The 25,087-nt window shown below is 62.3% G+C and carries 24 protein-coding genes and 1 pseudogene; 11 read left to right on the top strand and 14 right to left on the bottom strand.

What is annotated here, in order from left to right; genetic code table 11:
* Nucleotides 1-4: 4 nt before the first annotated feature.
* Nucleotides 5-205 (top strand): M48 family metallopeptidase, encoded by a 201-nt coding sequence (locus P8014_RS01670; RefSeq protein WP_337815574.1) that lies wholly within the window; start codon nt 5-7, stop codon nt 203-205.
* 263 nt (nt 206-468) lie between these two features.
* Here the strand turns inward: P8014_RS01670 and P8014_RS01665 are convergent, their stop codons facing one another.
* Nucleotides 469-1,497, bottom strand: coding sequence for an aldehyde dehydrogenase family protein (locus tag P8014_RS01665; RefSeq protein ID WP_337815569.1), 1,029 nt, complete (start codon nt 1,495-1,497; stop codon nt 469-471).
* Nucleotides 1,401-2,003, bottom strand: a complete 603-nt coding sequence (locus P8014_RS01660; RefSeq protein WP_337815568.1) for an aldehyde dehydrogenase family protein — start codon at nt 2,001-2,003, stop codon at nt 1,401-1,403. Before P8014_RS01660 ends, P8014_RS01665 begins: the two co-directional genes overlap by 97 nt.
* Nucleotides 2,004-2,432: 429 nt before the next feature.
* On the opposite strand from P8014_RS01660, the gene P8014_RS01655 reads away from it, so the two are divergent.
* From P8014_RS01655 to P8014_RS01645, 3 genes and pseudogenes are all read left to right on the top strand, one after another.
* Nucleotides 2,433-2,624, top strand: coding sequence for a hypothetical protein (locus tag P8014_RS01655; RefSeq protein WP_337815567.1), 192 nt, complete (start codon nt 2,433-2,435; stop codon nt 2,622-2,624).
* 15 nt (nt 2,625-2,639) lie between these two features.
* A pseudogene (locus P8014_RS01650) lies at nt 2,640-2,810 on the top strand (Gfo/Idh/MocA family oxidoreductase); the annotation flags it as partial.
* A gap of 18 nt (nt 2,811-2,828) precedes the next feature.
* Nucleotides 2,829-3,560, top strand: coding sequence for a Gfo/Idh/MocA family oxidoreductase (locus P8014_RS01645; protein WP_337815573.1), 732 nt, complete (start codon nt 2,829-2,831; stop codon nt 3,558-3,560).
* Nucleotides 3,561-3,680: 120 nt separating this feature from the next.
* Here P8014_RS01645 and P8014_RS01640 read toward each other — a convergent pair whose 3' ends face one another.
* From P8014_RS01640 to P8014_RS01590, 11 genes are all read right to left on the bottom strand, one after another.
* Complete coding sequence (locus P8014_RS01640; RefSeq protein ID WP_337815566.1) at nt 3,681-5,690, bottom strand: hypothetical protein; 2,010 nt, start codon at nt 5,688-5,690, stop codon at nt 3,681-3,683.
* Nucleotides 5,691-5,814: 124 nt separating this feature from the next.
* Nucleotides 5,815-7,443, bottom strand: a complete 1,629-nt coding sequence (locus P8014_RS01635; protein ID WP_337815565.1) for a methyl-accepting chemotaxis protein — start codon at nt 7,441-7,443, stop codon at nt 5,815-5,817.
* A gap of 235 nt (nt 7,444-7,678) precedes the next feature.
* Nucleotides 7,679-8,041: a nucleotide pyrophosphohydrolase gene (locus tag P8014_RS01630; RefSeq protein ID WP_337815564.1), complete on the bottom strand. Its 363-nt coding sequence runs from the start codon at nt 8,039-8,041 to the stop codon at nt 7,679-7,681.
* 40 nt (nt 8,042-8,081) lie between these two features.
* Nucleotides 8,082-8,627, bottom strand: coding sequence for a D-alanyl-D-alanine dipeptidase (ddpX, locus tag P8014_RS01625; RefSeq protein WP_337815563.1), 546 nt, complete (start codon nt 8,625-8,627; stop codon nt 8,082-8,084).
* 62 nt (nt 8,628-8,689) lie between these two features.
* On the bottom strand, nt 8,690-9,655 hold the full coding sequence (locus P8014_RS01620) for an ABC transporter ATP-binding protein (protein WP_337815562.1): 966 nt from the start codon (nt 9,653-9,655) through the stop codon (nt 8,690-8,692).
* Complete coding sequence (locus tag P8014_RS01615; protein WP_337815561.1) at nt 9,652-10,662, bottom strand: ABC transporter ATP-binding protein; 1,011 nt, start codon at nt 10,660-10,662, stop codon at nt 9,652-9,654. Before P8014_RS01615 ends, P8014_RS01620 begins: the two co-directional genes overlap by 4 nt.
* A gap of 11 nt (nt 10,663-10,673) precedes the next feature.
* Nucleotides 10,674-11,558, bottom strand: coding sequence for a D,D-dipeptide ABC transporter permease (ddpC, locus tag P8014_RS01610; RefSeq protein WP_337815560.1), 885 nt, complete (start codon nt 11,556-11,558; stop codon nt 10,674-10,676).
* The gene (locus tag P8014_RS01605; protein ID WP_337815559.1) at nt 11,558-12,574 is read right to left on the bottom strand and encodes an ABC transporter permease; all 1,017 of its coding nucleotides are present in this window, start codon (nt 12,572-12,574) and stop codon (nt 11,558-11,560) included. The genes ddpC and P8014_RS01605 overlap by 1 nt, the downstream gene beginning before the upstream one ends.
* Before the next feature lie 102 nt (nt 12,575-12,676).
* On the bottom strand, nt 12,677-14,239 hold the full coding sequence (locus tag P8014_RS01600; protein WP_337815558.1) for an ABC transporter substrate-binding protein: 1,563 nt from the start codon (nt 14,237-14,239) through the stop codon (nt 12,677-12,679).
* Nucleotides 14,240-14,305: 66 nt separating this feature from the next.
* Nucleotides 14,306-15,160 (bottom strand): MurR/RpiR family transcriptional regulator, encoded by an 855-nt coding sequence (locus tag P8014_RS01595; RefSeq protein ID WP_337815557.1) that lies wholly within the window; start codon nt 15,158-15,160, stop codon nt 14,306-14,308.
* A 281-nt stretch (nt 15,161-15,441) separates the two neighbouring features.
* A complete protein-coding gene (locus P8014_RS01590) occupies nt 15,442-15,750 on the bottom strand; it encodes a MazG-like family protein (RefSeq protein WP_337815556.1) in 309 nt (102 codons plus the stop codon).
* Between the two features lie 600 nt (nt 15,751-16,350).
* Here P8014_RS01590 and P8014_RS01585 point away from each other — a divergent pair.
* The 7 genes from P8014_RS01585 to P8014_RS01555 all read left to right on the top strand — a co-directional run bounded on the left by P8014_RS01585 (nt 16,351) and on the right by P8014_RS01555 (nt 23,342).
* Complete coding sequence (locus tag P8014_RS01585) at nt 16,351-17,406, top strand: ABC transporter ATP-binding protein (protein WP_337815555.1); 1,056 nt, start codon at nt 16,351-16,353, stop codon at nt 17,404-17,406.
* A 22-nt stretch (nt 17,407-17,428) separates the two neighbouring features.
* Complete coding sequence (locus tag P8014_RS01580) at nt 17,429-18,319, top strand: ABC transporter permease (protein ID WP_337815554.1); 891 nt, start codon at nt 17,429-17,431, stop codon at nt 18,317-18,319.
* Complete coding sequence (locus tag P8014_RS01575; RefSeq protein WP_337815553.1) at nt 18,316-19,140, top strand: ABC transporter permease; 825 nt, start codon at nt 18,316-18,318, stop codon at nt 19,138-19,140. The genes P8014_RS01580 and P8014_RS01575 overlap by 4 nt, the downstream gene beginning before the upstream one ends.
* Before the next feature lie 70 nt (nt 19,141-19,210).
* A complete protein-coding gene (locus P8014_RS01570; protein WP_337815552.1) occupies nt 19,211-20,272 on the top strand; it encodes a spermidine/putrescine ABC transporter substrate-binding protein in 1,062 nt (353 codons plus the stop codon).
* Nucleotides 20,273-20,598: 326 nt separating this feature from the next.
* Nucleotides 20,599-21,516, top strand: coding sequence for a nitrilase-related carbon-nitrogen hydrolase (locus P8014_RS01565; protein WP_337815551.1), 918 nt, complete (start codon nt 20,599-20,601; stop codon nt 21,514-21,516).
* A gap of 63 nt (nt 21,517-21,579) precedes the next feature.
* The gene (locus P8014_RS01560) at nt 21,580-21,702 is read left to right on the top strand and encodes a hypothetical protein (protein ID WP_337815550.1); all 123 of its coding nucleotides are present in this window, start codon (nt 21,580-21,582) and stop codon (nt 21,700-21,702) included.
* A gap of 443 nt (nt 21,703-22,145) precedes the next feature.
* Complete coding sequence (locus tag P8014_RS01555) at nt 22,146-23,342, top strand: M48 family metalloprotease (protein WP_337815549.1); 1,197 nt, start codon at nt 22,146-22,148, stop codon at nt 23,340-23,342.
* Nucleotides 23,343-23,721: 379 nt separating this feature from the next.
* Here P8014_RS01555 and P8014_RS01550 read toward each other — a convergent pair whose 3' ends face one another.
* Nucleotides 23,722-25,068, bottom strand: a complete 1,347-nt coding sequence (locus tag P8014_RS01550) for an aspartate aminotransferase family protein (protein ID WP_337815548.1) — start codon at nt 25,066-25,068, stop codon at nt 23,722-23,724.
* Nucleotides 25,069-25,087 lie beyond the last annotated feature (19 nt).

The following is a 25,087-nucleotide window of genomic DNA, read 5'->3' as shown; positions in this document are numbered from 1 at the left end:
CCATATACGCCTACTGGCGATGAAGACTCAGTGGGGGAGTTGCTCACCTCGAGGCACTCTCACGATGAACCCCCACTTGGTGAAAGCTCCTCGTGAGTGTATCGATTACGTATTGCTCCATGAGTTATGCCATCTGGCGGAGCACAACCACAGCGACCGCTTCTATCGTCTTATGGGCCAAGTTATGCCGCGATGGGATGGCTGATCAAATTCTAACCACGAATAGTAAAATATAAGTTCGTACGGATACCGCGAGCCATCCCGAAAGATCGTAATGACACGTTATGGTATTCATTTCCTGACGTCTTATGGTTCACCAGCTACTTCGCCCCGAGTCTTGTCGGGCTGTGCCGAAATTGTGACGACTGCGGTTCGCATGAACCGCCAAGTGCCCCCTGAAGTTGCGCCACCAGTCCGTCTCCGGGGACGCCTGCCGCAACCGCACTATCCACTATCGCCACAGGCAGCTCAATGCGTTGGCATGGCGAAATGGTTCTCCTCGCGTACGCCCTTGGGCCAGCGCTGGGTCACGGTCTTGAGTTCGGTGTAGAAGCGCACGGCCTCGGGGCCGTGCGCGTGCAGCACACCGAAGCGCGAGCGCTTCCAGCCACCGAAGCTGTGGAAGGCCATCGGCACCGGGATCGGCACGTTGATGCCCACCATGCCGGCCTTGATGCGCTCGGCAAAGGTGCGCGCGGCATCCCCGTCGCGGGTGAAGATCGCCGTACCGTTGCCGAACTCGTGGTCGTTGATCAGTTGCACCGCAGTGTCGAAGTCAGCGGCACGCACCACAGACAAGACGGGCCCGAAGATCTCTTCCTGGTAGATGCGCATGTCCGGGGTCACGCGGTCGAACAGGCAGCCGCCCAGGTAGTATCCCTCGGCATGGCCGGGCACCTGCAGGCCACGCCCGTCGACCACCAGTTCGGCGCCTTCCTCGACGCCCAGATCGACGTAGCCGCGTACCTTGTCCAGATGCGCGCGGGTGACCAGCGGGCCCATGTCGGGCTCGGGATCGCGGTCCAGTCCGTTGCCCACGCGCAGCGTGGCCAGCCGCTCCTTGAGCGCGGCGACCAGCCGGTCGGCAGTTTCCTCACCCACTGGTACGGCCACCGAGACCGCCATGCAGCGTTCGCCGGCCGAGCCGTAGGCGGCGCCGATCAGCGAACTCACGGTCAGTTCCATGTCGGCGTCGGGCATCACCACCATGTGGTTCTTCGCTCCGCCGAGCGCCTGCACGCGCTTGCCGTTGGCCGCGCCGTGGCTGTAGATGTATTCGGCGATCGGGGTGGAGCCGACGAAGCTGATGGCGCGTACGCGATCGTCCTCGAGCAGCGTGTCGACGGCTTCCTTGTCGCCGTTGAGCACGTTGAACACGCCGTCGGGCAGACCGGCTTCGGTCAGTAGCTGGCCAGCAGCAGCGGCGTGGACGGATCCTTCTCCGAGGGCTTCAGCACGAAGGTGTTGCCGCAGGCGATGGCCACCGGGAACATCCACATGGGTACCATCGCCGGGAAGTTGAACGGCGTGATACCCGCGCACACGCCCACCGGCTGGTGCATCGACCAGGAGTCGACGCCGGTGCCGACATTCAGCGACTGTTCGCCCTTGAGCAGGTGCGGTATGCCGCAGGCGAACTCGACGACCTCGAGACCGCGCACGACTTCGCCCCTGGCGTCGGATAACACCTTGCCGTGCTCGCGGGTGACGCACTCGGCCACCCGGTCGAGGTTGTCTTCCAGCAGTTGCTTGAAGCGGAACATCACGCGGGCGCGGCGCAGCGGCGTGGTCCCCGCCCAGCCCGGCAGCGCCGCCTCGGCGGCGTCGATCGCCGCGCGCGTCTGCACAGCGGAGGCCAGCGCCACCTCGGCGCTGTGTTCGCCGGTCGCAGGGTTGTATACCGGGGCGCGACGCGCGCCGGTGTCTTCGACCGCTCGGCCGTTGATGTAGTGATGGATCGTCTGCAGCCCCCCCGCCTGAACGGCGCTTTCGGTCACGCTCATGTATCGCTCTCCTGAGGACCGCGAACGGCCCGCCCTATCAATGGGATGAATATGGTTCAGTCGTCACTGCGCACGCCGCGGGACAACCACGGGCGCGTCGGGCCAGTCATGAGATGAAGGTAATAACAGTCATAGCCCACCGGCACACCTATAGGATGATAGCTGCTCTATGCCCTCAGACGCTCATCGTTATTGACTGTCTGCGTTTCACCCAGTGAACGGCTGTCACTACAGGCTTCATGCAGCAAGCAATCTGAGGGGGAGATTAGTCGGTGTTAATGGGTTTTTTCCAACTACGTCTCCTCGCGTCGCTGTGAATACTTCGGCATTGCGGAATGGAAGCTAAGCTCATGGGTAACCGCTCATCGAAACCGCACCGCCGTCTCGGTGAGCATCGCATGTCTGCGCAACAAACCGGGGGTGGTTGAAATGGACTCACTGAAAATCGGCCTGATCGGCAGCGGTTTCATGGGCAAGACCCACGCAATCGCTTTTCATGCGCTGCCCGTCGTATTCCCCACGACAAGAAAAGTGGTATGCGAAATGGTCGCCGACGCCACCGAGGAAATGGCTCGGCACGCGGCCGGCAGCCTGGGCTACAGGCGTTGGACAGCCGACTGAAAGGAACTTGCGAGCGATCCCGACATCGACGTCGTCGACATCTGCACACCCAACCACATGCACAAGGAAATAGCGCTGACCGCCATCGCCGCCGGCAAACACGTGTACTGCGAGAAACCCCTGTCCTTGAATCCTCGGGACTCTCTTGAAATGACCGAAGCCGCCGAGGAGCGGGGCGTTAAGACGCTGGTCGGTTTCAACTACGTGAAGAACCCGGCCACCGCACTTGCCAAGGAAATCATCGGCAACGGCGAGATCGGCAAAATCGTGCACTTCCGCGGTACCCACGTCGAGGACTACCTCTGCGATCCGCTGACGCCCTACACCTGGCGGCTGCAACGGAATTACGCCGGCTCGGGCGCGCTCGGCGACCTTTGCCACGTCATCAGCATGGCACAGTATCTGGTCGGCCCCATCACGGAGGTCTGCGGTGACATCCAGACCGTCATCTCAGAGCGGCCTCTTCCTGGCGCCATGGAGGAATGGGCTCCGGTGGAGAACGAGGATCAAGCGCATTTCATGGCGCGATTCGCGAACGGCGCGATCGGCACGCTCGAGGTCAGCCGCGTCGCCACCGGCCGCAAGATGGGACTGACCTACGAAATCACCGGCACCCAGGGCAGCCTCTACTTCGACCAGGAACGCATGAGCGAACTCAAGCTCTATGTGGCCAAGGAGCCTGCCGGCCGCCAGGGCTTCAAGACCCTGCTGCTCGGCCCTCAGCACCCCGACTATGCCGCGTTCAGCCCCGCGCCCGGCCACGGCCTGGGCTACAACGACATGAAAATCGTGGAAGCACGCGACCTCGTCGACGGCATCTCTGGCGCACGGCCACTGTGGCCCGATTTCCGCGCCGGCTGGGAGATCGATCGCATCATCGACGCCGTGCTGCGCTCGCACGAACAGCGACGCTGGATTTCTCTAGAGACGTCGTAATCATTGCAGCATGCCATCGCTTACGCCGGCGCTACGCCTGAGCAGCGCAAGACCGGCGTAAGCCCTTCATCTGCCATCACATCGAGCGGCATGCCCAATTCGCCTGCACAAATCAATCGCCTAAAGCGGCACGAAGACCAGCGCCAGGATGTCGTTCTGATAGTCACCCGTGGTCTTGTATTCGCGATAGCCCTGCGACACGGCTGCGCCGACCGCGTAGCGGGCGCCGTCATACACCAGTAATGCCGAAGTCCGTGCGCCGTTCTTCAGCGTGAACAGATCGGCTTCGAGCCGTAGCGTGGAACCGACATCGAGATCGGCGCAGCTGCTGGCGATGATGCGCCCGCCGCGATCTACGAAAACGCCGAACGCACCCTTCAGTACCGCGCCGTCGTCATCGCGCGGCAGCGTGTCGTCCAGCATCGCGGCGAACTGCGGTGCGGAATCGAACACGATACCGATGCCGCCCACCACGCGCCCGGCAGCGCCGGGCGCACGTATCGACGTGAGGTAAATGTAGGTATGGCGCTCGTCGTAGAACGGCGTGGCCACAAACGGGGACACGGCGTAGCGCTGCGACTCATGCACCGCGAGAGCGGTACGCACGATACTCTCGTCAGGCACGGTCTGCCCCAGCCATTCGCGCTGCCGCGCGTCGGATACGGCCACGATCGTACCGCGGGTATCGAACACGAACAGATTGCTGTAGACCGTGTAAAGACTGTTGATGTAGGCGAGCACATCGCCCAACGCCGCGTCATCCGCCGCACTACGCTCCGGCTGGGCGAGAATCTCGCAAAAACTCGACGTCAGCGCCCACCAGCGCACGTCGTTAGCTCGCTCGTACAGATTGCGGTCCATGATGTCAACGGCCTGGAAGGCCTGAAACTGCACTTCGCTGAGCAGCGAAGCCACCACCGTGCTGTAGAGATCGGAGATCGAGGCCTCGAACACGCCGCTGGTGCGTCGCCCGATGTCGCGGATTTCCTCCAGCACAGGACCAAACTCCGCTGCATCGCGCTTGGCGGAAACGATCTGTCCGTTGAGCACCACCAGAGTGAGGTCGTCGGTCACGCGCACTGCATCATGACTGATCCCTCGCAACTCGTCCGAGAACGCTTCCGCCGCCTGCAATCCGCCCTCTCCTGCAGCGGGTTCGTCCTCACCCGAGCCTGCGAAAGCCGAAGCCACCCTACGCATGACATGGCCCTGCCAATCGAGGCCGCGATACCCCTGGTAGCCCCGCGTGGTCTGCGTGCGCGCCACATACTGCTCGCCGCGATGCTGCATCAAACCGAGGTCCTCGCGCCCTTGTCCGTGCACACGGAACTGCGTGGGCAATACCTCCGGGTCGCTGCTGGCGAGCACCTGCCCTTCGGCGTCCAGAATCGCGAGCGTCTCACCAGGGCGCGCCAGATTGGCGAACACGCTGCGCATCTCATCGTCGAAGCGAAAGCACAAACACAATACGCCGAGCACCCTCGCGCCCGATCCGTCGCCGCTGGTGACGGGCGCAGAAAAGACGTGCGCGGCGCGACGCCTCGGCTGCAGGTCGGAAGGGCGAAATGTTTCGACGTAAGCCGCCCGACTGCTCAGCGTCTCGAGGATAAGCGGATCACGGCAGTGCTCGATCGGATTATCAGCGTCCAGATGCGCACGCACCCGCCCCTGCGGATCGAGTAGAACGATTTCATCGTAGACGCTGTATTTGGCGGTGTACTCTCGCAGCCGTCCGACGATGGCCCGCACCGACTCCGGAGACGACTCTGCTTCGCCCAGGAACGTGCGAATATCGCCATCGGTCGCGAGAAAGCCGACGTCGGCGGTACGTTCGAACAGATTGCGAACGAGGATATCTATCGCAACCTGGGCGCGGGCGCTAAATTCAAGCTCCAGTTTGCGGACGTTTTCCTTGATCAGATTGGCGATCAGCCGATCCTGCAGCGTCTCGAAGCGCCGCCGCGTATCCTGCATATCCTCTATCAGGGTCGCCCCCACCGCACGGCTGTTGATCTTCCCGATCAGGGTGACTTTCTGCCACCACTCGCCCAAGGCGTGCAGCGTCTTGTCGTAGCGCGTCACCAACGGCATATACCGCCGACACGCGGCATACAGCGCCGAATCACTCATGCGTTACCCCCCTTACAACTTGTTATTATCAGCCCGGACCGGCGACGTTCCGTCGACACTGAGAGACGGCAGAACGCTGCCGAGACACTCATCATCAGCCCCCGATGACGGAGCGCATTTACCCTCAAATGCCTCGGAAGCGGCCGACCAGATGCCGTAACTCGAAAGACAATCCCGCCAGATCGTTCGCCGCCTCGGTCGATTGTTCGATCGCGCCGACCGTTCCCTCGGTCGCATGGCGGATATTGCTGACGTTGCGGTTGATCTCCTCGGCCACCGCGGACTGCTGCTCCGCCGCCGTGGCGATCTGCGCCGCACGGTCGGCGATGTCGTGCACCATCTCGACGACCTCTCCCAGCGCCTCGGCCACCAGACCAACCTCCTGGCCCGCGGCTTTCGAACGCGCCTGCGTCGCGTCCATCGTCTCCACGGCACTTTCCGCGGTGTGGCCCACCCGCTCGATCATGTCGCGTATCTTGCCTGTTGCCTCCTGGGTCTTCTGCGCCAGCGACCTGACCTCTTCGGCCACCACGGCGAAGCCGCGTCCGTGCTCGCCGGCGCGTGCCGCCTCGATTGCGGCATTCAGCGCCAGCAGATTGGTCTGCTCGGCGATCTGATTGATCAGATTGACGATCCCGCCGATGTCGACCACGCCCCGGCTGAGATCGCCGACGGTCTGGCTGGAACGCGCCAGTTCACTTTCCAGCTGTTCCATCACGGCCACCGCGGATCCAGCACGCTGGGCGCTGGCCTGGCCATTCTGCGCGGCCTTGCTGGCAAGACTGCTGGTCTGTTCGATATTGCGTGCCACCTCCTGCGCCGTCGCGCTCATTTCGTTGATCGCTGCGGCCACCTGCTCGGTTTCCACACGCTGCTGCTGTGCGCCGGACTTGATCTGCTCGGAGGAGACGGACATCTCGCCCGATGACGCCGACACCTGGGTCGCGGAATGGGCGACCTGGGTAATCACCTCATGGATGCGTTCGACGAAACGATTGAACGCCAACGCGATGCGATCCATCTCGTCGCGCCCCTTCACTTCGAGGCGTTGCGAGAGATCCGCGTCGCCGGCTCCGACGTTTTCCATCATCTTGAGCAGAGTCCCGATGCGCGACACCGTCCCAACGATGGTCAGCAACAGGAAACCGCCGCCGAAGACCACGGCGCTCAGCAGCAGCGCCGTGCTCAGCACCCACGTATGGTTGATCGTTTGCGTGATTTCCGCCGCACGGCTCTGGCGTTGCTTCTCCAGCAAGGTATTCAGGTCGTGCAGCGCGGCACGCAGTTTCAGCCACGCCGCATTCTCCTTCGGCAGTATGCCGATGGCGCCGGTGTAGTTGCCGTCCAGCATGGCCTTGAGAATTTCCCCGCGAAGCGCGGCGACCGGTTGCCATTCCTGCGTAATCACTCCCAGTTTCTTCTCCACCGAGGGTTCGCCCCGCGCCAGTTTCCGTGCCTTGGCCAAGGTGGAATCGAACTCGGCGAACAGGCGTTCGAGGGCAGCCGCCTTGCCCGCATTCAGGTCATACGCCATCACCTGCATGCGCAACTGGCTCCCTCCATCCAGACCCACGATGGTCATCGTGCTGACTGCGGCGCTCAGGGGCAAAACGTGCTGAGACTGGACTCCGAACTCGACCTTGATCTTGTTGCTCATAAACATGGTCGTGGCGATGGCGGACAGGGCAAGCACGGCGGTCAACAGGGAAGCCAGCGCCAACCGCCCCTTGATCGTCGACAAGAACGCAAGCATGCATAGTTCCTTGGCGTTATAGGATTTCTCAGGACAAGCCGCGGTGTCCCGCAGCAGCGGTTCACAAAGCAAAATTCAAGCCGGCGCATCGGGCACCGGCCAGCACTTGTATCGGGTGTCCGCCGACTTTCTTGAGTAGTCGATTCGCGCCATGTTTCGGTGCTTAGCGCACCATTCGGGGGCAATTGCATAGCGCCAAATCGCAAGAACGCGGGGATTCGCCCCGCAGCGCACTTCAGTCCTCGTATTCGTCGTATTTCAACGCCTTGCCGCGGACCCGATCGACCGGATATTTCTCCTTGTTGATCAGAATCTTGCGGCGTGCCGCCGCCCAAAGATCGACATCCAGCTGATCCGCGATGCGCACCAGGTACAGCAGCACGTCGGCCAGTTCCTCCTCGACGCCGGCGCGTTTCCTGCCTGCCAGCGTGCGGCTCTCCTCCGGCGTTAACCATTGGAAATGTTCGACCAGCTCAGCGACCTCCACTGACAACGCCATGACCAGATTCTTGGGCGCATGAAACTGATCCCAGTCTCGCTCGCGGGCGAACTCGGCAAGTTCCCGGCGCAGGTTTTCCAACGGATCGACAGAGACCATGGATGGAACGCTCCCGGCAATGAGTCACAGCGGACGCCCTTCAGTCGCCCATCAAACGCGCCACCGTTGCAACATCGTCGAGCAGCGGGTAGCGCAGCGGGTCAGGCAGATTGTAGTGCCACCATTCATGCGGCTCGTGCGCCCAACCGGCGGCGGTCATGATTCCGAGCAGCACGGCGCGGTTGCGCTGGGCCTCTACGGGAATGTCCGTGCGCGCATGATAGGACTGAGGCACCATGGCGTCGAAACCGGTCCCCATTTCCAGCGGCTCGCCTGTCGCATCCGTCAAGGTCAGGTCGACGGCGACGCCGCGGCTATGCGTGGAGCCGCGCGAAGGGTCGGCAACGAACACCGGGTTCGCCAGAGCCTCCCACAAACGCTGCTGTGCAGCACTCGGACGATACGCGTCGTAGATCCGCAGGCACAAACCCTGGCCCTCGGCCAGATTGGCGGCGCGCAGCAGCGCTGCATGGGCATCGGGGTGCAGCAACGCGACCGCACGAGCGTAGATCGGTCGCCCGGTGATGTTGTCCGGCGTCGCATAGCGTAGATCAATGTCGATAGAGGGGTGATTGATTTCCAACAAAACAGAACTCTCCGAATAACGGGAAAAACGGCGTGCCCCACAGGGAGAACACCGTTAAGGGATCAGGCGGCTCCGGCGACACGATGGCATCTGACCTCGTGCGCCACGGGCAAGTCTTGAAGTCTATTCAACAGCTGCGGTCTCTCACAGCCGTCGGTGGCTCGCGGGCAACGCTCGCGGAAAAAGCACCCGGCCGGCAAGCTGCGATTCGAGGGCAATTCAGTGGTATCCGCCGGCGTTTGTGCCGCAGCCGGCTCACCAACCTGCGGCACCGATTCGAGCAACAGCCGAGTGTAGGGGTGGCGCGGCGCCCCAAGCACTTCTTCCGCAGCGCCGAGTTCGACGATCTGCCCCAGATACATCACGGCCACTCGGTCCGCCATGTGCCGGATCACCGAAACGTCGTGCGAAATGAACACGTAGGTCAGACCACGGCTGCGCTGCAACTCGAGCAGCAGATTGAGGATCTGCGCCTGCACGGAGACGTCCAACGCCGACGTCGGCTCGTCGAGGATGATCACCTCGGGATCTGACGCCAGCGCACGGGCGATGGCAATGCGCTGGCGCTGGCCGCCGGAGAACTCGTGCGCATAGCGATCTATGTGCTCCGCGCGCAGACCGACCTGCTCCGCCAGCCGCGCGGCCAGTTCGCGCAGCGTGGCACGGCCGGACCGGCGATGCAGGAACACCGGCTCGGTAATCACGCGCCACACGCGCATGCGCGGATCGAGCGACGAATTGGGATCCTGGAACACGATCTGCACGGGGCGAACATCGCCGGATGCGCCGCTGGCGACGCGCACCGCTCCGGCGCTGGGCCGCACCAGCCCCGTCAGCACCTGCGCCAACGTACTCTTGCCGCAGCCGGACTCGCCGACCACGCCCAGCGTCTCGCCGCGGCGCACCGTCAGGCCGACGCCGTTCAGCGCGTGAGCGTACGACTTCGGCCGCCCCAGCCAGTCGCGGCCGACCGGAAAACGTACCTGCAGATCCTCGACGACCAAAGGCACTGCGTCCAAAGCACTCATACGGACTTCCCCTCCATGTGTTCAAGCCAGCAGGCGGCCGTGTGCCCTGCGGCGCCCGTCCGCGTGAACATAGGCGGGCGTTCACCACAGCGCGCGGCCGCATGCTCGCAGCGCGGCGCAAAGGCACAGCCCGCCGGCGGCGCACGCAGATCGGGCACGCTGCCCGGTATGGCGCGCAGCGGCGCCTTGGGCGGCGCGCCCTCGGGCAAGCCGTTGAGCAGCGCGCGCGTGTAGGGATGCGCCGGCGCGGACAACACATCCCGCGTGCTCCCCGCCTCGACGACCCGCCCGGCGTACATGACGTAGACGCGGTCGGTGTACTGCGACACCACGCCCATATCGTGCGTGATGAGCATGACGGCCGTATGCGAGCGGCGTGCGCGTTCGCGCAGCAGCGTAAGCACCTGGCGCTGTACCGTCACATCGAGCGCAGTGGTCGGCTCGTCGGCAATCAGGATCGCGGGGTCGCCCGAGAAAGCCAGTGCAATCAGCACGCGCTGGCGCATGCCACCGGACAGCTCGAACGGATAGCACCGCATCACCTCGGCGGCGTCCGCGATGCGCATCTCGCCCAGGGCACGGACCGCCAGATCGCGTGCGGCGGCCTTACCGAGCGGCTGATGGCGACGGATCACCTCGATCATCTGCGCGCCGACGCGGCGCGTCGGGTTGAGCGCGGTCAGCGGCTCCTGGAAGATCATCGCAGCACGGCTGCCGCGCAGCTCGCCCAGTTCGCGCTCGGATGCCGTCAGGACATCGGTACCGAGCAGACCGATCGCGCCGGCGCGCACACGGAAACCATCCCTGGGCAGCAAGCCCAGCGCCAGCAGCGAGGTGACCGACTTGCCGCAGCCGGATTCGCCGACCACGCCAACGATTTCGCCACGCCTCACTTCCAGGCTGACGCCGTCCAGTGCACGCACCGCACCGCCGTAGACGGGAAATTCGATACTCAGCTCGCGGATGTCCAGCAGCGCCTCGTCTGCCACCTCCGCCGTTCGGCCCATAACTGTCATCTTCAGCGCACCTTCTGTTTCGGATCGATGAGGTCGCGCAGACCATCGCCGAGGAAGTTGAACGCCACAGCAGTGAACAAAATCGCTGCGCCGGGGAAGCCCGAATACCACCACTGGTCCAGAATGTAGTTGCGCCCGGTGGCCACCATCGCGCCCCACTCAGCGGTCGGCGGCTGCGCTCCGAGTCCGATGAAGCTCAGCGCCGAGGCCATCAGGATGGCGTTACCGACGTCCAGCGTCGCCTGCACGATGATCGGCGGCAACGCGTTGGCGGCGATGTGCCAACGCATCAGCTGCCAAGGGTTGGCGCCGAATACGCGCGCGGCCTTCACATAGCCGCTTTCACGCAGCGTCAGGGTCTGCCCGCGCACCAGGCGTACGTAGGCCGGGATGCGCACCAGCGCGATCGCCAGCATGGCGTTCCACAGACTCGGGCCGAGTGCGGCGGCCAGCGCCAGCGTCAGCACCAGCGAGGGCACGGACATGATCACGTCCATGATCCGCATCACCACCGTATCCACCCAGCGGCCGATGACGCCGGCCAGGGCGCCGATGATCACGCCCGATCCTGCCGAAACGAAAACCACGAAAAACCCGACGCCGATCGAAATGCGCCCGCCGTAGAGCACGCGCGTAAAGATATCGCGCCCGACCTCGTCGGTGCCGAACCAATGCTGCCAGGAAGGTGCCGCCAGGCGTGCGGCCAGGTCGATCTTGTCCGGATTGATACTGAGGAACAGAGGCACGATGAACACCGCGAGCAGCACGCCGACGATCATCAATAGACCGACCACGGTCAACGGGCTGCGCCGCAGACGGTAGGCCAGGTAGCCCCAGTCGAGACGCAGGCGCGCACGGGGGTTTGACAGCGATTCGACGGCGGCCATCAGCCCACCTCCGTGATGCGCGGGTCGAGCGCCAGATAGGCCAGATCGACCGCTAGATTGACCAGCACGTAGGCGAAGGACACCACGATGGTAAAGCCCATGACCGCCGGGAAGTCGAGCGCCTGGATCGAGGCGACGACATAGTCGCCCATGCCGGGCCAGGCGAAAATCGTTTCGGTGAGCACCGCACCGTAGAGCAGGTCGCCGAAGGTGAGCCCCAGAACGGTGACCGAAGGAATCAGCGCGTTGGGCAGCGCATGACCGAGGATGACGCGCGCACGCGACAGGCCGCTCGCGCGCGCCGTGCGTACGTAGTCCTCCTGCAGCTGGTCGAGCATGGCCGAGCGAATCTGCCGCGCGATGATGCCGATATTCACGAAACCCAGCGTGATCGCCGGCAACGCGATGTGCCGCGCACTGCTGACGAAATCAGCCCAGTTGCCCTCGAGCAGCGAGTCGACGAGATAGAAACCGGTGATCCGCGGAGGCGGCACCAGGATCGAACTGATACGCCCGCCTCCGGGAAACCAGCCGAGCTGGCCGTAGAACACCGCGATGAGAATGAGACCGAGCCAGAACGCCGGCGCGGAAATGCCGGTGACGGCCAGTGCGCGGGAAACGTGGTCGATGGGGCGGTCGCGCCACACCGCGGAGGCCACGCCCAGCGGCACGCCGGCAAGCACGGCAAACAGCAACGCCACGACGACGAGTTCCAGCGTAGCGGGCAAGAAGGTCGCGATGTCCTGCGCGACGGGACGACCGGTGCGGATCGACACGCCCAGGTTGCCGTGCAACAGGTCGTTCGCATAGTGTAGATACTGCTGCCACAGCGGCAGATCCAGGCCGAGCTGGTGGCGAATGTTGGCGACCACCGCATTGGAAGCGTGTGGCCCGGCGATGAGACGCGCCGGATCACCCGGGATCATATGCGAGATCACGAAGGTGACGACCGAGACGCCGAACACCACAAGCACGAGGAAGCCCAGGCGCCGTCGAACGATATTCAGGAATGCCATGACTGTCCCGCTGGCAAGAAGTTATCCCGGACACAGAGCCCGGTGCAGGGAGCACGGGAGGCGGTAGCCCGCCTCCCGTCCGGATGAAGATAGCCCCAAGCTCTACTTCGACATGCTGCCGATGTTGTAGATCTGCTCGAGCATCGGATTGAAGACGAAGCCCTTCACGTCCTTGCGCATCGCAATCTGCGAATTCTTCTGGAACAGATACACGTATGCGGCATCCTTGACGACGATCTTCTGCGCCTTCTGGTAGAGCTTCATGCGCTCGGCCTGTGTCGCAGCCACCGCCGCCTCGCGTACCAGCTTGTCCACCTCGGGGTTCGAGTAGAACGAGCGGTTGCCCGCGAGCCCGCCGTTGGAGGAATCGAACCAGTAGTTCATGAACATGTAGGGATCGGCGAAGTCCGGGCTCCAGTTGCCGATGGCGATGTCGAAATCACCCTTGCCGAGACGATCGCGATAGGTTGCGTTGGCGAATTTCTCCAGCTTCACCTTGATGCCCGCGTCCGCCAGGTTGGACTGTACCGCCAGCGCGATGATCGGCCAGTTGGAGTCGGCCGCGGAGAAATCGAAGCTCAGATTCAGGTGATCGACGCCGGCCTTCTTGAGCAGCGCCTTGGCCTTGGCGACATCGCGCGGAACCGGTTTGATGGTGGAGTCATAGCCCCACATACCCTCCGGGATCGGGCCGTTCAACGGTTTCGCTTCACCATAGAGAATGCCGTTGATGATGCCTTTGACATCCACTGCATCGATGATCGCGCGACGCACGTCAACGTTGTTCAGCGGCGCCTTTTTGTTGTTGAGGTAGAGGTAGGTTACCTTCAGGCTCGGATACTCGCGCACCACGACACCCGCGTTGCCGTCCTTCTTCAGTGCCCTGAGCTGATCGATCGGCAGTCCCTCGGCGATATCCAGATCGCCGCGCACGAGCTGCAGGCGGCGCGCGGAAGCGTCCGGCACGATCTTCACGATGACCCGGGAAAAGTGTGGTTTGGGCCCGTGATAGTGCGGATTCGGCTCCATGATCAGACTCTGCCCCTTCTGCCAGCTCACCAGTTGGTAGGCTCCGCTGCCGGCAGTGTGTTCGGACAACCAGCCCTGCGCCATATCGCCGTTGCGCTGGTGTGACATCACCTTGGGATCGATGATCGCCGCGCCGTCATTGGCCAGGGTGTAGAGAAACGGCGCGAACGGCTCCTTGAGGTGGAACTGCACGGTGTGCGGACCGACCACCGTCACCGAGGTCAGATCCTGAAACGGCTCGGACGGGCCCTTGCCCAGCTTGAGCAGGCGATCGAAGGAAAACTTCACTGCCGTGGCGTCAACCGGCGAACCGTCCGCAAAGGCGTTGCCGGACTTGAGCTTGAACGTCCAGGTCAGCTTGTCCGCGGAGACCTTCCACGACTTGGCCAGTTCGCCGACGACGCTGGTGGTGCCCTTGCCGTCCACCGTCTTGTAGCGCACCAGGCGCTGGTAGGCGGGATAGGTGATGGTCCAGTCGTTGTTGTCCATGGTGACGTCCGGATCCAGCGTCTGCGGATCGGCCGCCTTGCCGATCACCAGCACGTTGGCCGGCGTGGCGGCAAACGACGGCGCGCTGGCCAACGCTCCCAGCGCCAGGCACACGACGCCAGTTATTGCCGATGTGTATCTATTCATTGCCCTGCTCCTTTCGTGATTCTTCGGTTGCCAGTGTGCTCCGGCCATGACGAAAACCGCCGGACCTCACTTCGTGTATTGACCGAACAACTCCTGCGCCTCGGAAAGCAGTTCCATCTGCCTGCGCACGTTTTCGCCGTACGCATCGATGACGTCCTGTTCTAGTAATGACAAGCTGAAATGAATTGCCGTATCGGATCTGAAGAACAACGTGGTGGTCGACGGCAAGGCGACCACGTAAGGGGTAATGCCGGCGGCCCAATCGCAGAACTCGTCGCAGAACACGATCACGTCCGCACCGCGCTCGCGCGCCGCCTTGGCCAGCACGGGGCCGTTGCGTCCGTACCGGAAGATGTCGATAAGGATGAGAGTGCGCGCCGACGCAGGGTCGGCAAGCAGCTTGGCGTATACGCCATCGCTACCGTCGAGTTCGTGCACGTTGGGACGCACGTAGCCGAGGCGCATCGACAAACCGCGCGCCAGATAGCTCATGGTCTGGAAGCCGGTCACATACACGCTATCGGCATGTGCCACGTGATCGACGATCTCGCGCCACACGGGCTGAGAACGCATGTCGCAGGCACGCCTGATAGCCGCCGTGCCGATCTGAAGCAGCGTATCGGCATCTATCGGCGACTTGGATTCCCGGAACTGGGCGTAGCGACTGCCGATGCGTACCGCATCCGGACCGAACGCCTGCCGCTTGGCCTTGCGCTTGGCCGCCGCCGCGCTCTCGAAACCGAGCTTCTTGAAAAAGCGCGTAACCGTCATGGGACTTACACCCACGCGCTCGGCAATCGAGGCGCTGGTATCGACCAGCAGGACATCGGGATTGGCCATCAGATAGGCCGCAACCCGCTTCTCCAGACGGGTAAATCCCTCCGCATGCTGCGCAATCGCTTCGGTCCAATCACCGCTCATCGATATCCCTCGACAGGATTCCCGTCCGCTGATGTGTGCCGAACATATAATGATTCACAAAGAACATTCAACATAAAAATGTTAGTGACTTACCATTTTTAGTTTTCAATCCATCACGCTGCGGTAAAGCAAGGAACGAAAACGACGCCGGTCGCCAGCACCGTTTCTCTGCCTTCGGGAGAGGGTCGGGCTGCGTGAACCAGATGGCAATGGCAATGGCAATGGCAATGGCATGGCACTGCATCGAAGCGAAACCCCAAAACATGCCCGATATGAGTGCGTCAAAACCAACGCGCGGTTCCTTGGCGCGACCACTCACAGGCCGCACCAAATGATCGTCTGTCCTCGTATTCGTCGTACTTGAGCGACTTGCACTTGAGCCGCTCGGAAGAATATTTTTCTTTATTTATTAAAATCTTGTGCCGAACGACATCCCAAAGACCGACATCCAGCTTATCCGCGATACTTGCCAGATGCAGAAATACCTCGGCCAGTTCCTCCTTGACACCGGCGCGCTTTTTGCTGCTCAGCGCACGACTTTCTTCCGGAGCCATCCACTGAAAGTGCTCGACCAGTTCGGCGACTGCCACCGAGAGATACCATGACCAGGTTCCTCGGCGCGTGGAACTAATCCCAGTCACGTTCCCATGCGAATTCGGCCAATTCCCGGCGCAGGTTTTCGAGCGGATCCTCAGCTGACGAAACCGGCCTCCCTAACATCTTCGCCGAACCCGGCACACCGCCTAGCATTATTGGAAAGCGAGGCCCGCATACACGGCACGTATTCCCCTGACCTCTCTACAGCAACATCGATGATGTTTAATATTCAAACATCATAAAAACACCTCAAGAGACCTCACCATACCGGACGCAACAACATAACCAGTTGTAAACAATATAAATTATTCGTATTTTTATAAGAATCACATATTTCTTGTATATGAAAAAATCTGCTGCTATGTTTAAAAAAATATACACGCCACCGTCACCACTGCCCTCGAAAATCACAATACCCATCAGGAGGGATCATGCGGTTCTCCCCTACAAACCGACGCATCGAAGCGCCCACCGGCAAGTCAGACATCATTGATGCAAGAAACCGGGAACTTTGCCCGAACCAAGACTGTCTGACCTCGGCTGTTCCGACTGCCTGCAACGGCATGTACCGCGGTCTAGAAGGGGGCTGACCAGTGCAGCGAGTAGGTCTAGAGATTGTCGGCATCACCAAGAGCTACGGCGACCAACCTGCTTTGCGAGGGGTCGACCTCGACGTTCAGGCAGGCGAATTCTTCACACTTCTCGGACCATCCGGCTGCGGCAAGACCACTCTGCTGCGAATCGTCGCCGGCCTGGAACAACCGGATTCAGGGCATATCAACATCGGCGATCGCGAAGTGACCCATGAGCCGGCCCACACCCGGCGGGTCAACACCGTTTTCCAGTCCTACGCACTGTTCCCGCACCTCAACGTCGCGGACAATGTCGGCTTCGGCCTGCGCATGCTCCGAGTGAACAAGGCCGAACGACAGCGCCGCGTGGCCGAAATGCTCGAATTCATGCACATCGCCGCGCTCGCCGAACGGCGCGCCGAACAACTCTCCGGCGGACAACAGCAGCGCGTAGCCCTGGCTCGCGCCCTGGTCAACGAGCCGGACATCCTACTGCTCGACGAGCCACTTTCCGCCCTGGACGCGAAACTGCGCGGTGATCTTCAGCTCGAACTCAAGCGCACGCAGCGCCGCCTCGGCACCACCTTCATCCTCGTCACCCACGATCAGCATGAGGCGCTGACCCTCTCGGACCGCATCGCGGTCATGCACGAGGGCCGCGTCGAGCAGATCGGCGCGCCGGCCGAACTCTACGAGACGCCGCGTACGCCCTATGTCGCCGACTTCCTCGGGCTCTCCAATTGCCTGAAAGTGCTGTCCGCGGACGGCCGCAAGGTCGAAACCCCCGTCGGCAGTCTCCTGCTGACCTCCGAGGGTGCCGTCGGTGCGCAACTCATGATTCGCCCGGAACGGCTGAAGCTCGAGCCCGAACCACGCCCCGAGTACAACCACTTCGACGCAACGGTGCGCGAACGCATCTACCTCGGCTCCAGCATCCGCTACACGCTCGACATCGCGGGTCAGAGCATGAGCGCGATCGTCGCCCACGAGGGTCACGGTCGGCCGCTTCCCGAAGAGGGGGAGCGGGTACTGGCTCAGGTGCACCCCAGCGACGTTGTCCAGCTCGCCGCCGAATGACCGACCCGAGGGGCGCTGACGCATGAATCCGCTCGCACGCAAGACTGCGGGACTGGCCGCCTCCATCGGCCCCGGCGTAACCTGGATCACCTTGTTCCTGTTCCTGCCAGGATTGCTCATGGGCGTACTCGCTTTCATGAGCAACAGTCCCTATGGCCAACCGACCCTGCCGTTCACCACGGCTGCCTTTTCCCAGGTCGCCGGTTACAGCTTCCTCGGCTGGAGCCCGGGCAACATCGAGGTCATCGGCCGCTCCCTGCTGCAGGCGCTGTACGCCACGTTCGCCACCATAGCGCTTGCCTATCCCCTGGCCTTTCTCATCGCCCGGGCTCCGGAGCGCCGGCGCGCCGGCCTGCTGATGCTGGTAATCATCCCCTCGTGGACCAATCAGGTGGTACGCGCCTACGCTTGGATGCAGATTCTCGCGCCCGGCACACCGCTATCGCATCTGGCGGTGACGCTTGGCCTGCTGCCGCAGCACATGGGCCTGTATCCCAGCAGCTTCGCAGTCTCCATGGGCCTGATCTACAACTACCTGCCCTACATGGTGCTACCGCTCTACGCCTCGGTGGAAAAACTCGACTGGCGCCTGGTGGATGCCGCACGCGACCTCTACGCCAACGGCTGGCGGGTATTCTGGCACGGCGTGTTCCCGCAGACCGTCCCCGGCCTGCTCGCCGGCATCATCCTGGTGGCGATCCCCTCGTTCGGCGCCTACATCGTGCCGAAGCTGCTCGGAGGCGACCGCTCCGTGATGCTCGGCAACCTGATCGCACAACAGTTCAGCTCGATGCCCAACTGGCCGTTCAGCGCCGCTCTGACCCTGGTGATGTTGCTGTTCACCTTCCTCGGTCTGATCCTGTTCCGGCGCATGGCTCGACGCCTCAACGCGGGGGAGGCGAACCTGCTGTGAAGCGCACCTCCCTCGTTATCCGTATTTCGCAGTCGGTCGCGATCGCCACGCTAGCCTTCCTCTGGCTGCCGCTGTTCGTCGTGGTCGCCTTCTCGTTCGAGCCCGAAGCCGCCGCTGTGCACCTGACCGGTTTCACTTTCGCCTGGTACGAACGCGTGTGGGAACAGGGCGGCATGCTGCACGCGCTGTACCTCTCGGTCGAGCTGGGCCTGGGCTCGGCCATACTCGGCACGGTGATCGGAGCCCTGCTCGCGGTAGGCCTGCACCGCTACCGCGGACGCGGCTTTGCCGTGCTGGCGCTGATCGTCTACCTGCCCATCGTGATGCCCGACGTCATCTACGGCATCTCGCAGATGGTGTTCTTCAACTACCTGCACCAGCTCATCGGCTGGCCACGCGCCGGCCTGGTCACCATGGGCATCGCGCATGTGAGCTTCCAGATTCCCTACGTCGCCCTGGTCGTCTACGCCCGCCTTGTCGGCCTCGACCGCAATCTTGTACATGCCGCAGCCGACCTCTACGCCTCGCCCTGGAAGAGCGTCTATGCATTCTGGCTGCCGGTACTCAAACCGGCCCTGATCGCAGGATTTCTGCTGGCATTCACGTTGTCGCTGGACGACTTCGTGATCAGTTTCTTCACCAGCGGCCCGGGCAGCGTGACGCTGCCGATCTACATCTGGGGCACCATCGCCCGCCATGGCGTGACACCGGAGACGAACGCCATCGCCAGCCTCATGATCGGTGCGGTGCTGCTGGTGGCGCTGGGGCAGACTTTCATCCGCGCCCGTCGCAACGGACATCTGCTGACGGACACGGCATGACGCTCCGCCAGAAACCCGCGGGGGGAAGCAACCGCCGCAATACCGCTGTATCACCTCAAGGGAGAAACCGATGAAAACGCTGAAGTACCTAATTCCGCTCGCACTGGCGGCAGTGCTGCCGGTCACCGCCTCGGCCCAGGAAACGTTGAACCTGTTCAACTGGACCGACTACATGAACCCCAAGGTCATCAAACAATTCGAGAAGAAGTACCACGTCAAGGTGGTGCAGACCTACTACTCCTCGAATGCCGAACTGCTGGCCAAACTCATGGCTGGCGGCGACTCACAGTACGACGTGGTCGTGCCCTCGAGCTACCTGATCCAGCGCCTCGTGGAAACCCATCTGATCCGCAAGCTGAACAAGGCCGAGCTGCCCAATTTCAAGAACCTGGCGCCGCAGTTCCAGAACACCTCCTACGATCCGCACGACACCTACGCCATTCCCTACCAGTGGGGCACCACCGGTCTGGCCTACGACACGCGCAAGTTCAAGAACCCGCCGCAGACCTGGGGCATCCTGTTCGACAAGAAGGTAAACCCGAGCTATCCCTTCGCGATGATGGGCGGCAGCGGCCAGGACATAATCGGCGCCGCCTGCGCCTATCAGGGCCACGGCATGGGCTGCGACAAGCTGGCTGACTGGAAATCCGCGGCCAAGCTGCTGATCGAGACCAAACAGCGCCACAACTTCGTCGGTTTCGTCGACGGCACTCCGGCGCTGCACCAGCTCGAAAAGGGCATCATCGCTGCCGGCCTGGTGTACAACGGCGACCTCGCCCAGGCCATGGAAAACAGCCCCGAGGCGACCAAGTACATCAAATACATCATTCCCAAGGGCGGCGCGGAAATCTGGGTAGACAACATGGCGATCCCCAGCCATGCCCCCCATCCCAAGCTGGCCCACGAGTTCATCAACTTCATTCTCGACGCCAAGATCGGTGCCGAGCTATCCAACTGGAACGTCTACGCCAGCCCCAACGCCGCAGCCAAGCCCTACCTGGACAAGGTACTGAACTCCAGGCTGGTGCAGCCGACCGCCGCTGAATGGAAGCGCCTGCAGTTCGTACCCGTGCTGAAAGGCGAGAAGCTCACCCAATTCAAGGCGATCTGGAGCGCCGTGCGCGAACACTGATCTAGCACGTCCCTCCCTCCGCCCCGCTCCGGGGCGGAGGTCTTCTTCCAGCTCCGATCAGGCTTAGCCAATCATCGGGCCGGCGACATGCAGTTCTCTCCTTACAGCCCCGATCTATCAGAATTCAGCAATCGCACCCGATGCAGAACCCGGCGCTTGGAATGCACTCCGCCTTTGACATCGGCTGACGCCGTGGTCGATTTAGGGTTCGGTACCGCCGACCTTGCCTCCGATCCCGGCCGCACCGATCATGAATCCCATGCGGCGCCACACGACAACTGAACCGCAGCAGAAACATGACCATCATCAACACGGAACGACCAGACATGGATGCAAGCAGCCGCGAAACCGCCACCGTCGCCCTGTGGGCAGTGAATATGGCGAAACCGCTTCGTAATCTCGACGAATGGCTGTCTGGCGTCGAAGCGAAACTCGCCGAGGCCGCGGCTGGCGGAGCGGATATCCTCGTCATCCCCGAGTACGTCAGCGAACAATGGCTGCAATATGCGCCGGCCGACCTGCCCACGGATCAGGAAATCGACTTCATGGCGACCGAAGGCGAAAAGGCACTCCCGGCACTGTCCGGACTCGCCGTCAAACACGGCGTGGCGCTGCTCGCCGGCAGTTTTCCAATCGCCGCGCCGGGGCGCGATCCGGACGGGGCGCCGCACGTCAATCGTGCCCACCTGTTCCTGCCCGACGGACGCCGGATCGTCCACGACAAACTGAGCCTCACGCCGAGCGAAATGGATCCCGCCGGCTGGAATCTCAACACCGGCTCGCGCATCACCCTGGTCGAATGGAACGGGCTGCGCCTGGCCATGTTGATCTGCCTCGACATCGAAATGCCGGCGCTGTCGGTCGCGCTAGCGCAGCACGCCCCGCAGGTCGACCTGCTGCTGGTACCGTCGATGACGGAGAAACGTTCCGGCTACCACCGCGTCTTCGACTGCGCAAAAGCCCGTGCGGTCGAACTGCAAACGGCTGTCTGCGTGGTCGGCTGCATCGGTTCGATCCCGTCCGACACGCGGCCCAACTACTCCGGCGCCGCCGTCTACCTGCCCTGCGAGGAAGCCTTCGGCTACGACGGACGCTTCGCGGAAATCGCCGGAGCTGCCGCAACGGAGGCCGACGGGCCGCTGCTGATCGCGCGCGACATTCCCGTCGCCGACCTGCGGCGCATGCGCCAGGGTGGCGCAGAGGTTTGGCCCGGCGCCTGGTCGGCCGCCCACGTCAGCTTCTGACCGCGCACGTCGTCCCGAGACACTCCAAGACACGAGCAGCGCGGCGGAAGACACGAATAGCGAATGACGATCCGCCACGCCCCCCCAAAGAGAGCGCCGGAATCGGCGGCCATGCTCGCAAGCGTCAAACACGCCATGGCGATCGACGTCGAGCTCGACCGTTTAACGTTCAACGATGCGTACTAAGCTCGCGCCCTGTTCAGTGAACCCATCGGCAGGAGGGTGGGCAACATTTTTTTGCTGCCCTGCCCTACACCGCAGCTGGGATCGCTATCGGCGTCGGGCGCCTTGAGCGATAGCGTGCTTCCTCAAAGGATACCGCTGCACCGGTAAGGTGGTCATTACCATGTAACCAAACATCCTGATGATGGATTATCTTGACCTGCACAGGTTGACAGACGCTGAAGCGGCACAAATACTAACAATTAAAGAATGGAAATAGCGCGGAACTGGATGCTTTGGGCCAATTTTCCTGATCGTCCGCCCTTCCCTGCTTTATGCGGCGAAATCGCCTCTCTTCTTTGATTTCAGCGGAGCACTCATACCAAAGCCGCGGTTTGCATTCATAGAACATGAAGGCAGCGGCAATACTCGCTTCGAATAAGCATCGCTCAAAATGGGGAGAGATCATGGACGAACTCGTCTATCCGCGCGAACGCGTGCTTGGCACCATCACGCTCGTGCTCGGCATCCTAGTGTGGCTCGCTTTAATCGTTGGTACCGTGGGAATCGCGTTGATCGGATTGCTGATCGGATTCCTGTTCTACCTGTTCATGCATTCGGCACTGATCGCGCACATCAAGGGCAATGGTGTCGAATTATCGGAATCTCAGTTCCCGGATATGTATGCCCAATTCACCGCCTGCTGTGAACGATTGCAGATGGACAGGCACCCGCGGGCCTATATCATGAACGGCGACGGCAGATTCAATGCGTTCGCCACCAAATTTCTTGGCACACCATTCGTCGTGCTGTATTCCGATGTGGTGGACGCAATGGCCAAGCATGCCGACGGCGTACGCTTTTACATCGGCCATGAACTTGGCCACCTGCGCATGAAACACCTGAGCGGTCATTTCCTGCGCTGGCCGGTGTTGTGGTTGCCGTTGCTCGGCGCCGCCTATTCCCGTGCCCGGGAAAGCACCTGTGATCGCCACGGCCTTGCATGCAGCAGCAGCCCCGAAGGCGCCGCCCGCGCGTTGGGGGCGCTTGCCGCCGGTCCGGAACGTTGGCAGCACCTCGACTTGACGGCTTATCGGGAGCAGACGCGTCAGACCTCTGGTTTCTGGATGTCCTTGCACGAACTGCTCGCCGGCTATCCGTGGGTAAGCAAGCGGGTCGCCCGCGTTATGAATCCCGAAGAAAAGTTACCGTCACGCAACGTCTTCTCGTATTTTCTGGCCATATTCGTACCGTATTCCGGCCGACTCGGGTCCGGCTTCGGTCTGTTGGTGATGATCTATATCATCGGCTTGCTGGCAGCCGTGGCAATTCCCGCTTACCAGGGATATGTGACAAGAGCCGAACTCTCCACCGATATCGCCGCGTCGGCATCGATACGCGAAAAACTGACCAGCTACTACCTCACCACCCACGACATCCCAACCTCGTTGAGGGTCGCTGGCCTGCCTTCACATCTGACCGATGGCAGCAAGCTGTCGCTTGACTCCAACAACATGGTACTGACACTTGCCACGCGCAAGGGAACGCTCGTGTTTACGCCGCAAGCGACCAAGGAAGGCAAGATCATTTGGTTTTGTTCCGCCGGAAAGGGGTTGCACAAGAATGCAGTGCCGTTAGCCTGCCGTCAGATGGGTAGGGAATAAAACGGCATTTACGGCGCGCGCGGCCCTTTCTCCTCGGGATTCACGCCCTTTGGAGAGAGACAAGGGGGGCGTGAAACACCGGCAGGCATCGGAGTCCAGCGTTTTACTCGGATAAGCTGCTGACGGAGTTCGGCAAGCGGCGCAGGGAGCGGGGCGTGATCGGCTTCAAATCATGGATCCGGATGCCTTCTACCCACGCCGCCGATCCTTCTCAAGCCAGATCCAGCAACGGCTTAACGCTCGCCCCTCGGAATCGAAGCAATCCATGGCGCGCCGCCAGCCGTGGAACGGCCCCTCCCCGCGGCACGGGACCCTCCGTCGGAACCGCAAACGTCATGCCGGACAAGCAGCAGCCCTAGGAAACGAAAACCGCATCGGCTCAGCGCAGTTCGCGCAGGCCTTCGGCCACGATGCCGACGAGTTCGTCGATCTGTTCGCGCGAGATGATCAGCGGCGGCGACATAGCGACGATGTCGCCGGTGTAGCGCACCAGCACACCCTTGTCGAAGCAGGCGCAATGCAGCTCGTAGCCGCGCTTGCCCGCTTCGCCAGGGCGCGGCTCAAGGTCGATGCCGCCGATCAGGCCGAGGTTGCGCACGTCACGCACATGCGGCAGCTCGCGCAAGCCGTGCAGTTTTTCCTCCCAGTAGCTGGCGAGTTCCGCGCCACGCGTGAGCAGTCCTTCGTCGGCGTAAACGTCCAGCGTTGCTAGACCCGCCGCGGCCGCTACTGGATGCCCGGAGTAGGTATAGCCATGGAACAGCTCGATGGTCGACTCCGGACCCTGCATAAAGGCATCGTAGACATGCTTGCGCACGAACACCGCGCCCATCGGGATCGAACCGTTGGTCAGCCCCTTGGCCGTGGTCATGATGTCCGGCATGACGTCGAAGTACTGCGCGGCGAAGGGCGTGCCGAGACGGCCGAAGCCGGTGATGACCTCGTCAAAGATGAGCAGAATGCCGTACTCATCACAGATTTCGCGCAGTCGCTGCAGATAGCCCTTGGGCGGCAGCAGCACGCCGGCGGAGCCGGCCACCGGCTCGACGATCACCGCGGCGATGGTCGAACCGTCGTGCAGCGCCACCAGTCGCTCCAGCTCGTCGGCCCACTCCACGCCGTGCTCTGGCAAGCCGCGGGTGAATGCGTTGCGCTCGATGTCCAGCGTGTGCCGCAAATGGTCCACGCCGCTCAGCAGGTTGCCGAAGAACTTGCGATTGGTGACGATGCCGCCAACCGAGGTACCGCCGAAATTGACACCGTGATACCCCTTCTCGCGTCCGATCAGGCGCTGACGCTGCCCTTCTCCGCGCATGCGGTGATAGGCCAGCGCGATCTTCAGCGCCGTATCCACCGACTCCGAACCGGAGTTGGTGTAGAACACGTGATCGAGATCGCCGGGGGTCAGCTCCACCAGCCTGTTGGCCAGCTCGAACGGCAGCGGATGTCCCATGTTGAAACTCGGTGCATAGTCCATCTCCGCGATCTGGCGCTGCACCGCCTCGACGATGGGCTTACGGCCGTGCCCGGCATTGACGCACCACAGTCCCGCCTGACCGTCCAGGATGCGGCGCCCATCCGCTGTGGTGTAATGCATTCCTTCTGCCGACACCAGCAGGCGCGGATCGTCCTTGAACTGGCGATTCGCCGTGAACGGCATCCAATAGGCATCGCGCGAGGAACGCTCCTCTGCAATGGCATGGTACGACTCTGGCATGCTGCTCATGGCTTCCTCCGCATAGCTT

Origin of the sequence: Acidihalobacter sp., from assembly GCF_037381185.1 — a bacterium.
Classification (GTDB): Bacteria; Pseudomonadota; Gammaproteobacteria; order DSM-5130; family Acidihalobacteraceae; genus Acidihalobacter_A.
Note: the sequence above shows the minus strand (reverse complement) of the source record. Positions and strands in the feature narration are given on the sequence as shown.

Bases quoted from the DNA above. Each gene is read 5' to 3' on its own strand.
- P8014_RS01660 (WP_337815568.1), bottom strand. From the start codon at position 2,003: ATGAGCGTGACCGAAAGCGCCGTTCAGGCGGGGGGGCTGCAGACGATC.
- P8014_RS01655 (WP_337815567.1), top strand. From the start codon at position 2,433: ATGGACTCACTGAAAATCGGCCTGATCGGCAGCGGTTTCATGGGCAAG.
- P8014_RS01640 (WP_337815566.1), bottom strand. From the start codon at position 5,690: ATGAGTGATTCGGCGCTGTATGCCGCGTGTCGGCGGTATATGCCGTTG.
- P8014_RS01635 (WP_337815565.1), bottom strand. From the start codon at position 7,443: ATGCTTGCGTTCTTGTCGACGATCAAGGGGCGGTTGGCGCTGGCTTCC.
- P8014_RS01630 (WP_337815564.1), bottom strand. From the start codon at position 8,041: ATGGTCTCTGTCGATCCGTTGGAAAACCTGCGCCGGGAACTTGCCGAG.
- P8014_RS01620 (WP_337815562.1), bottom strand. From the start codon at position 9,655: ATGAGTGCTTTGGACGCAGTGCCTTTGGTCGTCGAGGATCTGCAGGTA.
- P8014_RS01615 (WP_337815561.1), bottom strand. From the start codon at position 10,662: ATGGGCCGAACGGCGGAGGTGGCAGACGAGGCGCTGCTGGACATCCGC.
- ddpC (WP_337815560.1), bottom strand. From the start codon at position 11,558: ATGGCCGCCGTCGAATCGCTGTCAAACCCCCGTGCGCGCCTGCGTCTC.
- P8014_RS01605 (WP_337815559.1), bottom strand. From the start codon at position 12,574: ATGGCATTCCTGAATATCGTTCGACGGCGCCTGGGCTTCCTCGTGCTT.
- P8014_RS01600 (WP_337815558.1), bottom strand. From the start codon at position 14,239: ATGAATAGATACACATCGGCAATAACTGGCGTCGTGTGCCTGGCGCTG.
- P8014_RS01595 (WP_337815557.1), bottom strand. From the start codon at position 15,160: ATGAGCGGTGATTGGACCGAAGCGATTGCGCAGCATGCGGAGGGATTT.
- P8014_RS01580 (WP_337815554.1), top strand. From the start codon at position 17,429: ATGAATCCGCTCGCACGCAAGACTGCGGGACTGGCCGCCTCCATCGGC.
- P8014_RS01570 (WP_337815552.1), top strand. From the start codon at position 19,211: ATGAAAACGCTGAAGTACCTAATTCCGCTCGCACTGGCGGCAGTGCTG.
- P8014_RS01565 (WP_337815551.1), top strand. From the start codon at position 20,599: ATGGATGCAAGCAGCCGCGAAACCGCCACCGTCGCCCTGTGGGCAGTG.
- P8014_RS01560 (WP_337815550.1), top strand. From the start codon at position 21,580: ATGACGATCCGCCACGCCCCCCCAAAGAGAGCGCCGGAATCGGCGGCC.
- P8014_RS01555 (WP_337815549.1), top strand. From the start codon at position 22,146: ATGGACGAACTCGTCTATCCGCGCGAACGCGTGCTTGGCACCATCACG.
- P8014_RS01550 (WP_337815548.1), bottom strand. From the start codon at position 25,068: ATGAGCAGCATGCCAGAGTCGTACCATGCCATTGCAGAGGAGCGTTCC.